Raw genomic sequence first — 15289 nt, 5'->3', positions numbered from 1 at the left:
TCGGCGCAGGTCTCGGGAGCGGCCCTCGGAGGGCGCGGCCAGGCGGCGCCGGCTTCTTGGCCCGGCCCGCGGAAACCCCGTAACGCACCGGTGTGCCTCGACCGCTCTCCGTGCTGTTCACGATCCTGGCGCTCTCCCTGTCCGGCTCCCGGGCGGCCGCCGCGGCGCCGGATGCGCCGGCGCGCTCGCACGCGCGCTCCACCGCGGAAGCAAAGCCGCGGGACGCCGCCGCTGCCGCCAGGGCGCGCGGGACGACGAAGCGCGCGCCGCGCGCGCGGCTCGCGAAGGACGACAGCAAGGGCCACCGCCCCCGCGCCGGCGACGCGGGCCCGCGATCGTCCGAGCCGGCCAGAGAGAAGGCCGCGCCCCAGGCGCCCGCCTCGTCGGTCGGCCATCCCAACGAAGGGCGCCTCGATGGCGGCGTGCGGCTCGACACCTCGCGCAAGGACGTGCGCGTCGTGCCCGCCTACGCCGGCGCCGACGTCCGCTGGGGGCTACCGGCGCTCGTGGGCATGATCGAGCGCGCGGCGCGCGGCGTGGCCAAGCGCTTCCCGGGCGCCGTGCTCGACGTCGGCGACCTGTCGCGCCAGCGCGGCGGCGAGGTCCACCGCCACAACTCCCACGAGAGCGGCCGCGACGTCGACCTCGGCTTCTACGCGCTCGACGCGCGCGGCAAGCAGGTCCACGCGCCGATCTTCCTCCGGTTCGACGCCCGGCTCGCCTCGACCAACGTGCCCGGGGCGCGCTTCGACCTGCCGCGCAACTGGCTGCTCGTCCAGCACCTGCTCACCGATCCTCGCGCCCGCGTGAGCCACATCTTCATCGCCGATCCGCTCCGGTCCGCGCTGATCGCGCACGCCAAGCGGATCGGCGTCTCCCGCGCGCTGCTCGTCCGCGCGCAGCTCGCGATGATGCAGCCCACGGGCGCCGAGGCGCACGACGACCACATGCACGTGCGCATCTCCTGCCCGGCGGCCATGCGCGGCAGCTGCATCGAGCTCGCGAAGAACGCCCCCTCCCGCGCCCGCGCGCGCATGGCGAGGAAGACGGACAGGGCGCTCCGGACACCGCCGCCGTCCGCGCGCGCGGAGGCCGCGCGCCCGCCGAAGGCCGCCGCGGCGCCAGCGCCGGAGCGGCCCCGCGAGCCCGGCGCCGGCCGGCGCGACCCAGCGCAGCCCTCGCGCCGCGACGACAAGCGACCTGAACGGGAAGCGCGCCGCGCCGCCCCGCACGCCGCTGCTGACGCCGAGGCGCTGCCGCTCGCTGCCACGCGCGCGGCGGCGCAGCAGCCCATGGGCGGCCTCGATCTGTCGTTCCTGCGTCCCGCTTCGTCCGAGGCGGAGATCGAGGCAGATTCGGACGGCGCCGACGCGAGCGGCGCGCTCGACGACAGCGGCGTGCTCAAGATCACGGACTGAGATCCGTTGCGCGCCGTTCACTACAAAAGCGGCAAAGAGCCGGTAACGCGACGCATTGCAGGAAGTTCCGCAATCTCCGACCGGGGCGCCATCACGCCTGGACCCCGAGAGAAGACCTCGGGCAGACTGGGGCAGAGCAAAGGGGTGTTCATGCCGCAAGAGGACTCCCACACCTCGATTCCCACGCTGCCGTCCGCGGTATCGCTCGTCGCCAGCGATCACGAGCGCCGCGCGCTGCTCGCGGCGCTCACGTTCGTCGGCAGGCCTCCCCGGAGCGCGGCGGCGCTCGGGATCTGGTTCGAGAAGCACCTCGTGGCCGCCGGGAGGATGCAGCGACCGGGCTACGTGACCGAGGGCTTCTCCAAGCAGGTGGCGCTCGGCCATCAGGCCCCGACGGCCCCGGATGCGTCCGAGATCGAGCAGCTCGTCGACGCGGCGCGGCTCCGGGTGCTCGCCTCGCTTCGCGCCTTCATGCCGCCCACCGCGGACGATCGCTTCCTCGCAGCGGCCATCGACAGCGGGCGCGTGCGCCGCGCCGGAGGCCTCGGGCCGTGGGAGCCGTGCCCGCGCGAGGAAGACCTGCTCAGCGACATCGTCCTCAGCCTCTTCGCCGCGGACATCCTCAACTTCCGCGCGTTCCACGACGCCTATCTCTGCGTCTGCAAGACCTGCTTTCGCATCGACTTCGACCCGAGCCAGGCCGGTCGCACCGGCTGCCCCGAGCACGAGCCGACCGTCACGGTCAACGTGATGCGCCGCAGCCGACCGTCGCCCTGACGCGTCGCCCTGAGGCTCAGAGGCAGCCGAGGCGGCACTTGGACGCCTGCTCCAGACAATCCGACAGACAGCCCTGGTAACGCTGGTACTGCGTGCTCTGCGTGGGCTCTTTGCCGCACTGCGTCGCCCTGCACGCCTGGTGTCGCCGCTCGCACGCCCCGACGCACCCGGCATTGCCGCCGGCGGGCGCAAGGCCGGTCGCGGCCGCCGCACGCGGCCCCGCCCCTGGAGACGCCGGCAGCGCGCCCGGCGCCTGTGTGGCAGGCGGATCGCTCCGCTGCGCCGGCGTCGTCCGGTGCCCCGCCGAGGCGGGCGGCGGCCCGCAGCGCTCGAAGGCGCGGCGCATCACGTCCTCCGCCGAGCCAGGCGGGATCTCGCACGCCCGCGCCAGGCTCTCGAGCCTGCGGTCGATCGCGGCGGCAGCGCGTGACGCGACCCCGTCCGGCCGCGCCGCTGGCGGTGGGGCGCCCTTCTGCGTGGCGCTCGCGGACGCGGCGCTCCCGCGCGCCGCGTCGTCGCCCGGCGCGCTCGACGCCCTGCCGATGAGGAAGGCAACGATGAGGCTTACCGCCACGAGCCCCAGGGCGGCGAGCGCGAGCCGCGAGTCGATGCGGCGCGGCCGGCGCGCCGGCGCGCCGGCGCGCGGGGAGCCGGCCGGGAGCTGCGCCGGCCCCGCGGCGCCGGGCGGCCGCGCATTCGCGGGCTGCGGCCCGGTGACGTTCGGTGTCCGCGGGGTAGGCGAGCTCGCCGGCGGCGCCAGCGTCGCGACCTCCAGGGGAGGTGATGGGGCCACCATCGGCGAGAGGTTCGGCAGCGGCGCCGGCCTGGGGATGTCGGTGTGCGCCGGTTCGCTCGACGCGGCGGACGGCACCGTCGGCGTGTCGGGCCACTCCACGAGCGGCCTCGCCGCGCGGAGGCGCTCGACGAGCGGCCCGAGCTCGCGCCGCTGCTCGAAGCGGCGGACGAGCTCGTACGCCGCTCCCTGGATCCCCCGCTCCCACGGGATGTCCGGCACGCCGAGCTCCTCCGCGAAGCGGCGCAGCTCGGCCATGCTGAAGCAAGCCGTGATACGCCCGCGGATCTCCGCGGCGCTGCGCGCCGTGCTCCCCGACGTCCCCGTGCCCTCGCCGTCCACGCCCGGCAGCTTACCGCACACGCCACCGAAGCCGAACCTGGTATAGGCTCCGGACATCGTGTCCGGCGCTGCGGCACCCGGGGACGTGGAGGCCAGGAGATGAGCCGAGAGGACAGTGCAATTGGCGCGGCGCCGCCCGCGCTCGCGCCGCTGATCGGGCGCGAGGCGGAGCTGTCGGCGCTGGCCCGCGCGCTCGACGCGGTGGAGCGGGAGCGCTCCACGCGGACCGTGACGCTCGTCGGCCCGCCGGGCATCGGCAAGAGCAGGCTCGTGCGCGAGTTCCTCGAGCGGCGGCGCCAGGGCTCCGCCGCGCTGCGCGTCACCTCGGGCAGCACCGGCGACATGGCGTCCGCGTACGGCGTCTTCACGCGGCTCCTGCGCGCCCGCTTCGGCCTCTCCGACGGCATGGACAAGGACGCGGCCCGCGCCGAGGTCCGCTCGCAGGTCGCGCACGTGATGGGCGACCGCAAGGTCGGCGACGTCATCTACTTCCTCGGCCAGTTCATCGGGCTCGCGTTCGGCGACAGCCCGCTCACCCGCGCGGTGCAGGACGATCCTGCGCAGGCCGACCTCATCCGCCGCGCCGTCCTGAAGGCGTTCCTCGAGGCGGACGCCGTCCACGGCCCCCTGTGCCTCATCTTCGAGGACCTCCACGCAGCCCACGACGACTCCCTCGCGCTCCTGCGCTACCTCATCGAGTACCTCACGGGCCCGGTCCTGATCGTCTGCGCCGCCCGCCCGGAGCTGCTCACCCGCCAGGACGACTGGGGCAAGGTCGGCGACCGGCGCCACGTGCTCCTGGAGCTCACGCCGCTCGGCGAGGCCGCCGCGGCCGAGATGGCGAGGGCGCTGCTCGCGCCCTGCGCGCCGCGCGGGAGCGACGATGTCGTCATCATCGACGTCGTCGACGTCGCCGACGGCGTCGACGGCGTGGACGTTAAGCGCCCCGAGTCGCAGTCCCAGCCGGGCGTGCCGGCGGAGCTCGTCGAGGCGGCCTGCTCCTTCGCGAACGGCAACCCGGCGCTGCTCGAGCAGATGGTCCGCATCTGCCACGAGCAGGGCGTGATCGAGGAGCTCTCGCCCGACTCCGCGGGCGGGCCGCGCTGGCGCGTGCACCTCGGGAAGCTGTCGACGGCGCGCCTGCCGATGACGGTCGAGGACGCCGTGAACGTCCGCCTCGCCGCGCTCGATCACGACGGCCGGCAGCTGCTCGAGCAGGCCGCGACGATCGGCCCGGTGTTCTGGAGCGGCGCGCTGTTCGTCCTCGGCAGGGCCGGCAGCCAGGCCCCCGACCTGTGGGGGGAGGAGCAGAGCGACAAGGATCTCGACCGGATCAACGCCGCGCTGCGCTCGCTGTGCGACCGCGGCTACCTGCGCAAGCAGAGCGAGTCGAGCTTCGCGGGCTCGGACGAGTACGTGTTCGTGCACGCCAAGGAGCGCGAGGCGCTCCAGAAGCGGATGAGCGCCGCGGCCCAGCGGCGGTACCACCACGCGATCGCCGAGTGGCTGGAGCAGCAGGTGGCGGTGCGCGCGAGCGAGGAGCTCCTCGCCGAGCTCGCGACGCACCGCGAGCGCATCGGCGACGCGGTGCGGGCGGGGCTCTCGCTGCTCGACGCCGGGGACGTGGCGCGCGGGCGCTACTCGAACGCGAAGGCGGCGGAGTACTACGCGCGCGGGCTCTCGCTGCTCGGCGACGCGCACGTCGCGCGGCGCATCGACGCGCTCCACGACTACGGCGACGTCCTCCAGCTCGCCGGGCGCATCGACGACGCGCTCGCCGCGTTCCGCGAGATGCTGACGCTCGCCTACCGGCTCGACAACCGGCGCAAGGGCGGGGCCGCGCACAACCGCATCGGGCGGCTCTACCGCGACAGCGGCTCGCTCGACGAGGCCGGCAAGCACCTCACGACCGCGCTCCGCCTCTTCGAGGGCGCGCGGGACGAGCGGGGGATCGCCTCGACGATCGACGACATCGGCAAGCTGCACTGGCTCCGGGGCGAGTACCAGGAGGCGCTGAAATGGCTGCGCGACGCGCTCGCCCGCCGCGAGCGGATGGGGGATCGCCGCTCGATCGCGCTGTCGCTGAACAACCTCGGCCTCGCCCTGCAGGACTCGGGCGAGTTCAAGCAGGCGCTCAACACGTTCGAGCGGTCGCTCGCGATCCGGCGCGAGATCTCGGACCTGCTCGGCGTCGTGATGAGCCTGAACAACCTCGGCATGATCGCGCAGGACCAGCGCGATCACCGCCACGCCCTCGAGCTCTTCGAGGAGGCGCTGGAGGTGGCGCGGCAGGTCGGCGATCGCAACCGGACGGCGCTGATCCTGACGAACATCGGCGGGACGCTCTACCGGAGCGGCAATCCCGACGAGGCGGTGCGCGTGCTGCAGCAGGCCGAGGAGCTCTGCGACGAGCTCGGCGACCGGCTCGGCCTGGCCGAGGCGCGGCGCGCCCTCGGGAAGGCCTACATGCTCCGGGGCGATCTGGAGAAGGCGCGCGACTCGATCAGCCGGGCGGTGGACCTGTTCGCCTCGGTCCGGAGCAAGGTGCACCTCGGCATCGCGCTACGGACGCTCGGCGAGATCACGGCGGCGGGCGGCTGGGGCAGCGCGCACACGAAGAGCGCGCGCGCATATTTCGCGCGCTCGGTGAGCATCTTCGAGGAGACGGGGAACGAGCTCGAGCTCGCGCGCACGTTCCAGGCCTACGCGCGGTTCCTGACGACCGATCGCAGCTTCGTGGCGAACATGGCGGCGCGGCGCGAGGCGGTGGCGATGAACGAGAAGGCCGAGGCGATCTTCGCGCGGCTGAAGGTCACGTCGGTGCGCCTGGAGGACGAGCCCACGCTCCCGACGGGCCCGCCGGGCCAGTCGGTCCCCACGAAGTCGTCGGTCAGCGCGAGCCCTGGCCGCTCGCCGGCCCCCGAAGAGCCGTCGTTCCCGAACCCGGGCAGGGCCTCGACCTCCAGCTGACGCCGGGCGACCCGGCGTGCTCTGGCGCGGGGGGGCGCCCGTGATACGCATGCCGGGTGAAGGCCCCGCACGAGAAGCGCGTCTCCGAGTCGGTCACGACGATGACCGAGTACGTCCTGCCGACGCACGCGAACGCGCTCGGCTCGATCTTCGGCGGGCAGGTGCTCGCGTGGATCGACCTGTGCGCTGCCATCTGCGCGCAGCGGCACACCGGCAGCGCGGTCGTCACCGCGGGCATCGACGACCTCTCGTTCGATCATGGGATCAAGGTCGGTCAGGTCGTCCGTCTGGCCGCGCGGGTGACGGCGACCTTCCGCACGTCGCTCGAGATCCTGGTGTCGGTCGAGGGGGAGGACGCGATGACGGGCGCCATCTGGCCCATGGTCACGGCCTTCGTGACGTTCGTGGCCGTCGACGCGTCGCTCAGGCCGACCTCGGTGCCGCCGATCCTCCTCGAGACGGACGACGATCGCCGCCTCGCCGAGGCCGCGGCGGAGCGGCGCGCGCGGCGGCTCTCGCGGCGCGGGGGCGGCCGCGGCGCGTGATCGTGATCGCCGCGCGCTACTTCTTCTTGATCCGGTCGGGATCCCCGAGGAACTCGAAGTGCATCGTGTCCTCGAGGTCGTCGTGGCCGAGCCAGTCGAAGCCATAGCGCTCGAACGCCTTGATCCAGCAGCGGGACAGGGCCGTGCGCTCGTAGGCAGAGCGCTTCTTCTCCTGGCACAGCGGGCTCGTGGGCCACGGGTCGACGCAGCCGCAGCACGGGTTCCGGTCGGGATCGATGTCGATGGCGATACCGAAGAGGTGGTTCGAGATCTCGGCGCCGCGGTAGCTGTTCGCCGTGCGGAACCCGCCGACCGCGCGCGGCGTGTAGCGGCGGGACTTGCGGGTGCACGTCGAGCGGATCCGCTTCTCGACGCAGTGGAGCGCGGGCGCGATCTTCTCGTGGACGGAGAGCGGGAGGCCCATGAACTGCACGGCCGTCGCCTGGGAGTGGGCGCTCTCGGAGTTGTGGCGCCGCGTCTCCTCGGTCTCGACGTGGCCGTAGTGCTCGGCCAGGTAGCGGACCGCTTTGGCGTGCTTCTTCGGGTTGAGCATCCCCTTCTGGACGAAGGTGCGCCGCTTCAGGAACTTCTGCGGGCTCTGGACGCGGCACTCGTAGCTCTTCGCCTTCTTTCCCCGGGCCGGCTCCTTGGCCTCCGCGACGGGCCCGCCGCCGAGCCCCGAGGGGCCGGCCGCGAGCAGGGCGATCGCTGCTGCCACGAGCAGGTGCACCCGTGTCCGTCCGTTCGCGTTCACGGCCGGAGGTTAAGCAGGCCGCGTCAGGCGCGGCAAGGACTTGCCGTAAAAGCCTGTCAGGAGAAGCACCGTCAGGGGCACGAGCGCATTCTCGCGGCGGACGGCGCGCCGCATCGCTCGCGATCGTACGGTCGGTGTCAGCTCATGGGGTGAGCTGCGGCGAGCTCATGAGGTGAGCTGCGGTGAGCTCATGGAGAGGTCCAGGGCGAGCAGATCTCCACGAGGACGCCGTTCAGATCGCGCACGTAGGAGACGCGCTGGCCCCACGGCTTGTCGTGGGGTTCCGACACGGGGGCTGCGCCGGCCTTCACGGCGCGCGCGAACGCCGCGTCGACGTCCTCGCTGGTGACGATGATCTCGAACCCGGCGGGGCGCTCTCCTGGCCTGTTCTTCGCGAGCTCCGGGAGGCCCTTCTGGGCGAAGTCCTCCTGCACGAACCCGAGCGGCACCCTGCCCTTCAGCTCGCAGTATTCGTTGTCGCTGGAGACGAAGCTGCGCTCGAAGCCGAACGCGCGCTCGTAGAACGCCGCGGCTTCCACCGCGTCGGGCACATAGACGATCACGCCACCCAGTCCTGTGTTCATGAGGTCCTCCTCGGGGGTCCTGCCCCACGCGCCGGCATCCTAGGGCGGCGCTGCTGACAGCGTCCGGTCAGCAGCCTCGCTCGATGGACGGCGCGAGCGAGGCGCGGAGCTCTCGCGCGTGAACCGCCCTCACCACGTTTCGATCGATGGCAGAGCGCGACGCCTGGTCGAACCAGAGGCTCCCCACGCTCGACGCCGAAGTGCGGCTTCTGCGCGGCGAGGTGCGGCTTCTGCGCGGCGAAGTGCGGCTTCTGCACGCGTCCCACGTCCAGGTCGAGCGCGTGGGGAGCGCGCAGGTCCACCTCGTCGCCCACCCGATTCATCGTGGGCAGGCGCACGCGATGCTCGCCGCCGCTCGACGGTTCTTCTGGGCCGAGGAGCGTCCGTGGTGAGAACGGAGCTCGCCGCGAGCTCGGCACTCCCGGTGCGTCAAGGCGAGCCTCACGGCCCGTCGAGGCGAGTCTCGGGGCGTATCGATGCGAACCTCAAGGCACATCGGGGCGAGCCGAGAGGCATATTGACGCGGGCCTCACGGCGCGTTGACGCGGTGTTCCTTCGGCTCGGGACGCTGGCGGGTGTGTGCCGCCGCAGACGCGTGGACCGGCCTGAGCGGAGATGAACACCGTCCCGGTCGTCTCCGCGCGGTTGCACCGCTGAACCAGCGTTTCATCCATGCAAGGGAAATCTGGCATGAACCCCGTGTTCACGCGGTGACTCGTTCAGTGAGCGGTCGGCATGGCCGTTGCTAGGTGGGTCGTGTGCCCTTCGCTGCGGTGGTTGCCGCAAGCGGCCTTTGTGTTGAGTCTTTTTTTGCGGCGAGCTCCCTATGAAAGAGGTCCGTAGCGACCAGCGCCGGCAAGCGAACGAGACGCCCATCCCCAAGAGCGGTGTCATGCGCGCCGTGCCCCGAAGCGTCGCGCCGCCGAGCGCACCGTCCACAGAAGGGCTGCTTGTCGGGCCGAACGGAGCTTCGTTCGAGGTGCGTCCTTCCGATCCGCTCCTCGGCAACATCGACATCGACGCCGTTGTGGCGGGGGTCCCCGAGTCCTACGCGATGAAGGGGATGTTCTTCAACGCGCTGGCGGCGACGCTCGGGGAGCGTTTCGCGCAGGTGGTGTCGACGTTGTCGAGCCCGCCGAGGGGTGGGCTCTACCTGCCGTTCTCGGACTATCCGACGCGCGACTTCTTGCGCCTCTACGACGCGGCTGCGCGGCTCTCACACCCGAACCGGAGCTCGCGGGAAGGCTACCGTCGCCTCGCGCGGCAGCAGGTCGGGGCCTTCAGGGAAAGCGCGCTCGGCCGGATCACGATGCACCTGGCGACCGACCCGGGCGCCGCGCTGATGCGCTACACGGGCAGCCTGGGCGCGCTCGTGAAGGGGCCGTTGGCCAGGGCGCGGCAGCTGGGGCCGTCGGAGGTGCAGATCGACATCAGCAGCCACCGCGGTACGCTGGAGTACCCGCTGGGGAACTTCGAGGCGCTCGTCATGGGGTACGGCGCCAAGCCGACCATCTCGGTCGAGGTGCGAGGGGCGGAGACGCTTCAGTTCCTGGTGAGCTGGTAGCCCGCCGCAAGCGGGTCGCCCGCGCCGGCGGGAGGGTCCACGCGGCGGGGGCGGGTGGGCGCTCGGCCATCCGCCAAGACGGGGACCGAGGCGCTTGCGCTGAGAACACCACCCGGCATGTCTCCCTTCGGGCCATGCCTGCTGGGACGTTATGTTGCGCGCCACACAAGGCGCGCCTGAGACGTGGAGCCCCCTGCGACCTTATGGCACCTCGGTCGGTGCTCGCCGCGCCCACCCGCCCCCGCCGCGTGGACCCTCCCGCCGGCGCTACGGTGGTGGGGGAGGGGGGAGCGAGGGGGGCCGACGTCGATGCGCGTTTTCCGTGCGCGCTTGCGGTAAGGCGAGTGCAGGATCAAGGCGGGCAATTCGAGACCCATGGAAGTGCGGTGATTTGAGTCGGCTTGCGGCCTTCTGAGCGAACCTGGCGAGCATAGAGATCATCGTTTCAACACGAGTTGATCGAGAATCGCTGTTGATGGATCGAGGTCGCCTTCCGAGAAGGTGAATGCTCGGTTGGATGAAAGCCGCACTCGCGCCGGGCAGGAGAACATCGGGCTGCAGCGCAAAATTGCGCTCGAACTCCTATCGAACGCGAGCGTCAAGCGAGCATGAGGCACTGTGGGCACTGGTGGACGTGCCTTGGAGTTGGCGAGCCCTCCGCAAGAACGGCGGCTTACCATGGGCGCGCAGGTGCAATATTCCTCTGGGGCTACAGCTCTCCACGGCTTCGCTGACGTCGCTCCGACCAGCCTTGCGCTCGCGCCCTCCCTTTGCGAGCGTCTGAGCCGGGCCGCAGAGGCCGTCCCGAGGACCACGCCAATGACTACCCACGAGATCGTCCTCTTCGTCTACGACAACCTCATGAAGGGCGAGGACCAACACGAATGGCTCGCGTCAGCCCGCTCGCTCGGTGTGGCGACCACGACACCGCAGTACGCGCTCGTCGACCTCGGCACCAGCGGCGCCCTCGTCCAGGGAGGGCTCATCGCCGTGACCGGCGAGCTCTATGCCATCGCTCCGGCTGCGCTGGCCGCGCTCGACGTGCACCGCGGACACCCGGTCTTGCACCGGAGAGCAGCCATCCGCCTCGCCGACGGCCGCGAAGCCCAGGCCTACCTCCTCTCCATGGAGCAGGCCGCTGGCTGCCGGCGCGTCCGCGAGGGCGACTGGCGGAAACGCCGCGGCGCGCCCGGCGCCGTGCGGACCCGGGACAACAGCCCGCTCGTGAGCTGGGCGAAGCGCCGCTTCGACACCTCCCGCTGACCAGCCTGCGCGCTCCTCTCTACCCCGATGGCGCTCGGCGCGCGCCGCGCCGTGCGAGCCGTCGCTGCGCAGGCGCACAAGCCTTCCCTCGGCACACAGCGCATACTGTACCCTTGGAGCAGGCATGGCGCGTCGCTCGTGGAACGGCGCGTGCCAGCGCAGGTGCTATGGGCATGGCTGCAGGGGAAAGCGTGGCGAAAATCTCGGCGCACGACCAACTCGGCCACGACGACGGCGAGCCTGAATCCGCCACTGCCCAGCTCGCCGAGGTCGTCGTCGAGGCGGCCGCCGCGCTTTCTGGGAAATTTCAACCGCAAGCGCTCCGCGAGGTTGTCGCCGAGCAAGCCGCCCGGTTGCTCAGCGCAGACCTCTCGCTCCTGTACGGCGCCGCAGTGGAAGAGCACGCGCGCCCGATCCGGCTGGTCGCCTCCTCCAACCTGCCGAGCGCGTTCGCCGCGCAGCTCACGGACCTCACGGGCACGTCGTCCCTCGTGCTGCGCGCCGCGGAGAGCCGCCGCATCGAGCATGCCTTGGTCGACCAGGCCGCCTGCGAGCGTTTCTCCGACCTCAGCGCGCTCGCGGCCAGCATGAGGCCCCACTGGGCTCTGTCTGCGCCCCTGCTCAGCGCAGACCGGCTCTTCGGCGTCATCTTTTGCGCGTTCGGGAGCCGCAGCGCATCTTTCCAGGAGATCCTCCCGCGCGTGCGGGCCCTCGGCGCGCTGTTCGCGCTCGCGCTCGCGAGCGCTGAGCCCACCGCGAGCGCGCGAACGCGCCCCGGGGGCGCCGACTACGTACGGGGCCGGGGCGCGGACGCGCTGGAGCCCACCGAAGCTGCTTTCCGTGAGGTTGAGTGGGGCCTCGCGGAGGAGCGGCGATGGCTGCGGAGCGTGATCGAAGACTTCCCCGTCGCCATCGCCGTCTTGGACGAGCGCGGCGGCCCCTCGCTCCTCGCAAGCCGCCGCTGCCAGGAGCTCTGCGGCGGGCCGCACCCGCTCGAGGCGCTGGACGTGGGGCGAGGCGCGCTTTTGTGCGAGCCAGGGGGACGGCCGCTCCTGCTGCCTGAAATGCCCCTCGTTCGCGCGGCGCGTGGCGAGGGGACGACGTGTAAAGAGCTGTGGTTTCGAAGGACGGACGGGAGCTACGTCCCCGTTGTGGTGAGCGCTGGCCCCATCCGGGGCGAGGACGGCGCGATCCACGGGGCCATCGCGAGCTACGAGGACGTCACCAATTTCAGGGAGATCCAGCGGCTCCGCGAGGAGTGGACCTCCCTCGTGGCGCACGACCTCAAGCAACCGCTCTCCGCCATCTCCGCCTACGCGGGCATGCTGTCGCGGCTACCCGAGTCCGCCGGTGCGACGGCGTGGGGCCAGAAGATCCTGTCGAACGTCCAGCGCCTCGATCGGATGGCCGAAGAGCTGCTCGACGCCTCCAAGATCGAGGCGAGGCATCTCTCCCTCGAGCCGCAGCCGACGGACATGCGCGCCCTGCTCCACGCGATCGTCGAGCTCGCTGCCGCTGAGAGGCCGGATCACGCGATCGTGCTGACGGCGGACGAGGACGTGCCGCCCGTCCTCGTGGACGCGGCGCGCATGGACCAGGTGCTCGGGAACCTCCTTCTCAACGCCGCCAAGTACGGCGATCCCGACGCGCCGACCCGCGTGACGCTCTCTCTCCGCGACGCCGAGGTCGAGGTCGCGATCGAGAACCGCGGGCCGGGCATCCCCCCGGACGAGCTGCCGAGGCTGTTCCAGCGCTTCCAGCGGCTCTCGTCAAACCCGTCCCGGGGCCGACCGCCCGGCACTGGCCTCGGGCTCTACATCTGCAAGGGCATCATCGAGGCGCACGGCGGCCGGATCTGGGCGCAGAGCGAGCTAGGCAAGACGACGTCCTTCCACTTCGCGCTCCCGCTCTCGCGCGGCGGCTGACCCCGCGGACCCCCGTGGCCGCGCCCCGGCGAAAGCGCGGGATCCGCCGCACCGACGGCGCCCCGCTCAGCCGTTCTTGATGCGCGCCACGATGGCGTCGGTGAGCGTCTTCGTGTCCGCCTTGCCGCCGAGATCGCGGGTGCGGACCCCGTCCAGGTTCAGCGCCCCGTCGATGCCGGCGCGCAGGCGGACGGCGAGCTCCCGGTGGCCCACGTGATCGAGCATCATCGCGGCGGCGAGCATGAGCGCGATCGGGTTCGCCACGCCCTTGCCGGCGATGTCCGGCGCCGAGCCGTGCACCGCCTCGAAGATCGCGGCGTGCTGGCCGATGTTCGCCCCCGGCGCCATGCCGAGGCCGCCGATGAGGCCTGCGATCTCGTCCGAGAGGATGTCCCCGAAGAGGTTCGTCGTGACGATGACGTCGAACTGCCACGGGTTCAGCACGAGCTGCATCGCGCACGCGTCCACGATCCGCTCGTCGGTCGCCACGCGGCCCTCGTAGCCCTTGCTCACCTCGCGCGACGTCTCCAGGAAGATGCCCGTGAGCGCCTTCATGATGTTCGCCTTGTGGACGATGGTGACCTTCTTGCGGCCGTTCTTCTCGGCGTAGTCGTAGGCGAACTCGGCGATGCGGCGCGAGCCGACCCGGGTGTTCACGCCGGAGCCGATCGCCACCGCGTGCTCGTCGCTGCCGATAGGGATGTAGTGCTCGAAGCCCACGTAGAGGCCCTCGAGGTTCTCCCGCACGAGCACGATGTCGATGTTCTCGAAGCGGCCGCCCGGGATGAGCGTCTTCGCGGGGCGCACGTTGGCGAAGAGCTTGAACTCCTGCCGTAGGCGCACGTTCGACGAGCGGTACCCGCCGCCGATCGGCGTCTCGAGCGGCCCCTTGAGCGCGAGCTGCGTGCGGTGGATGCTGTCGAGCGTGGCCCGCGGCAGCGGGTCGCCCGCGTCCTTGACGCCGGCCATGCCGGCCACGCACGTCTCCCATTCAAAGGGCGCGCCGAGCGCGTCGAGGGCGCGCAGCGTCGCGTCCACGATCTCGGGGCCGATGCCGTCGCCGGGGATGAGGGTCGCAGGGTGCTTCTGTGAGGTCACGGGCTGTCTCTCGATCTCGGGGTGAATCGTCGCGTCGACGAGGAAAGGCGCACGCATAGCCGAGGTGCGCGCCGCGATCCACCTCGCCGGGAGCGGCGCCGCGCGCCGCCCGCCCGCAAGTCCCTTGAGGATCCCCGCCCCCGCCGCCATCATGACCCGGGTCCCATGATTTGCCCGCGCTGCCACCGCGCGTACACCGATCGCTCGTACGGCTTCTGCCCCGACGACGGCGCGCGCCTCGTCCAGTCGCTGTCGGCCGCGCCGCCGCCGGCGCAGCCGACGCGGCAGTTCGGCGCCATCCTCGAGGATCGCTATGTGATCCAGGGCTTCATCGGCGCCGGCGGCATGTCGCGCGTGTACCTCGCGGCGGACAGCCGCACGAAGGAGCAGGTCGCGATCAAGATCCTGAACCGCAGCTTCGCCGCCGATCGGGCCCAGCGCGAGCGGTTCCTCCGCGAGCTCGAGGCGGCGGCCGAGCTCGGGCACCCCAACATCATCCGGGTCCTCGACGCGGGCGAGCGCAAGGACGGGTCCCCGTTCATCGTGCTCGAGCTGCTCACCGGCGAGTCGCTCGGCGTCCTGCTCCGCCGCGAGGTGGCCATGAGCGAGGCCGTCGCGCTTCCGCTGATACGGCAGGCGGCGTCGGCGCTCGCTTCGGCGCACGCGGCCGGCGTCATCCACCGCGACGTGAAGCCGGACAACCTGTTCCTCGTCCGCTCCCAGGGCGGCCCGCGCGTGCTCAAGATGATGGATTTCGGCTTTGCGAAGCTGAAGACGGGCCCCACCACCGCCGCCGGTCTCGTGCTGGGCACGGTCCCCTACATGGCCCCGGAGCAGGCCCTCGCCGATCCCATCGACGGCCGCACCGACATTTATGCCCTCGGTGTCACCATGTTCCGCATGCTCGCAGGCCAGCTGCCGTTCTCCTCGCCAGACGACGTGGTGGTCGTCGCCCAGCACGCCTGCACCCCGGCCCCCCGGCTCAGCTCGATCCGGCCCGGCATCGATCGGCGGATCGAGGCGCTGGTCGCCACCGCGCTCCGCAAGGCCCCCGGGAACCGCTACGACTCGATGCAATCGCTCCTGGAGGACGTCGAGCGCATCCTCGGCGTCCGCCCGGGCGAGCCGATCGGCGCGCCGCTCAGGACGACCCCGGACGTCTACGAGCCGGTGAACCGCGCTGCCCGGGAGGCGCTCAAGTTCCTGCGGCGCCAGCTGCCTTGAGCCGGCAGGCAGCCTTGAGCCGGCAGGCAGCC

13 protein-coding genes are annotated in these 15289 nt (G+C 71.9%); 9 read left to right on the top strand and 4 right to left on the bottom strand.

Translation table 11 applies throughout. From position 1 onward, the window contains the following. Window positions 1-92 precede the first annotated feature (92 nt). Both WME73_RS32200 and WME73_RS32195 read left to right on the top strand, forming a co-directional pair. Window positions 93-1418: a penicillin-insensitive murein endopeptidase gene (locus tag WME73_RS32200; RefSeq protein WP_437912020.1), complete on the top strand. Its 1326-nt coding sequence runs from the start codon at window positions 93-95 to the stop codon at window positions 1416-1418. A gap of 150 nt (window positions 1419-1568) precedes the next feature. Then, the gene (locus WME73_RS32195; protein WP_437740177.1) at window positions 1569-2195 is read left to right on the top strand and encodes a hypothetical protein; all 627 of its coding nucleotides are present in this window, start codon (window positions 1569-1571) and stop codon (window positions 2193-2195) included. Window positions 2196-2211: 16 nt separating this feature from the next. On the opposite strand, the gene WME73_RS32190 is transcribed toward WME73_RS32195, so the two are convergent. Then, on the bottom strand, window positions 2212-3387 hold the full coding sequence (locus WME73_RS32190; protein ID WP_437912019.1) for a hypothetical protein: 1176 nt from the start codon (window positions 3385-3387) through the stop codon (window positions 2212-2214). A 42-nt stretch (window positions 3388-3429) separates the two neighbouring features. Here WME73_RS32190 and WME73_RS32185 point away from each other — a divergent pair, with 42 nt between their 5' ends. Both WME73_RS32185 and WME73_RS32180 read left to right on the top strand, forming a co-directional pair. Next, window positions 3430-6300: an ATP-binding protein gene (locus tag WME73_RS32185; RefSeq protein WP_437912018.1), complete on the top strand. Its 2871-nt coding sequence runs from the start codon at window positions 3430-3432 to the stop codon at window positions 6298-6300. Between the two features lie 56 nt (window positions 6301-6356). Then, window positions 6357-6845 (top strand): acyl-CoA thioesterase, encoded by a 489-nt coding sequence (locus tag WME73_RS32180; protein ID WP_437293682.1) that lies wholly within the window; start codon window positions 6357-6359, stop codon window positions 6843-6845. A gap of 16 nt (window positions 6846-6861) precedes the next feature. Here WME73_RS32180 and WME73_RS32175 read toward each other — a convergent pair whose 3' ends face one another. Beyond that, a complete protein-coding gene (locus WME73_RS32175) occupies window positions 6862-7599 on the bottom strand; it encodes a M15 family metallopeptidase (protein ID WP_437740174.1) in 738 nt (245 codons plus the stop codon). Between the two features lie 188 nt (window positions 7600-7787). Further along, entirely contained in the window at window positions 7788-8183 is a 396-nt protein-coding gene (locus tag WME73_RS32170) for a VOC family protein (protein ID WP_437740173.1), read from the bottom strand. Window positions 8184-8329: 146 nt separating this feature from the next. Between WME73_RS32170 and WME73_RS32165 the strand changes: the two genes are divergently transcribed. The 4 genes from WME73_RS32165 to WME73_RS32150 all read left to right on the top strand — a co-directional run bounded on the left by WME73_RS32165 (window position 8330) and on the right by WME73_RS32150 (window position 12935). After that, window positions 8330-8575, top strand: coding sequence for a hypothetical protein (locus tag WME73_RS32165; RefSeq protein WP_437740172.1), 246 nt, complete (start codon window positions 8330-8332; stop codon window positions 8573-8575). 587 nt (window positions 8576-9162) lie between these two features. Next, the gene (locus WME73_RS32160; RefSeq protein WP_231864307.1) at window positions 9163-9747 is read left to right on the top strand and encodes a DUF2378 family protein; all 585 of its coding nucleotides are present in this window, start codon (window positions 9163-9165) and stop codon (window positions 9745-9747) included. 819 nt (window positions 9748-10566) lie between these two features. Then, on the top strand, window positions 10567-11010 hold the full coding sequence (locus WME73_RS32155) for a gamma-glutamylcyclotransferase family protein (protein ID WP_437740171.1): 444 nt from the start codon (window positions 10567-10569) through the stop codon (window positions 11008-11010). Window positions 11011-11201: 191 nt separating this feature from the next. Continuing rightward, on the top strand, window positions 11202-12935 hold the full coding sequence (locus tag WME73_RS32150) for an ATP-binding protein (protein WP_437912017.1): 1734 nt from the start codon (window positions 11202-11204) through the stop codon (window positions 12933-12935). A 66-nt stretch (window positions 12936-13001) separates the two neighbouring features. Here WME73_RS32150 and WME73_RS32145 read toward each other — a convergent pair whose 3' ends face one another. Further along, complete coding sequence (locus WME73_RS32145) at window positions 13002-14033, bottom strand: isocitrate/isopropylmalate dehydrogenase family protein (protein ID WP_437740169.1); 1032 nt, start codon at window positions 14031-14033, stop codon at window positions 13002-13004. A 165-nt stretch (window positions 14034-14198) separates the two neighbouring features. Here WME73_RS32145 and WME73_RS32140 point away from each other — a divergent pair, with 165 nt between their 5' ends. After that, window positions 14199-15257: a serine/threonine-protein kinase gene (locus tag WME73_RS32140; protein ID WP_437740168.1), complete on the top strand. Its 1059-nt coding sequence runs from the start codon at window positions 14199-14201 to the stop codon at window positions 15255-15257. The last annotated feature ends 32 nt before the right edge of the window (window positions 15258-15289 follow it).

Source organism: Sorangium sp. So ce302, assembly GCF_051530145.1.
GTDB classification, from domain to species: Bacteria; Myxococcota_A; Polyangia; order Polyangiales; family Polyangiaceae; genus Sorangium; species Sorangium cellulosum_B.
Note: the sequence above shows the minus strand (reverse complement) of the source record. Positions and strands in the feature narration are given on the sequence as shown.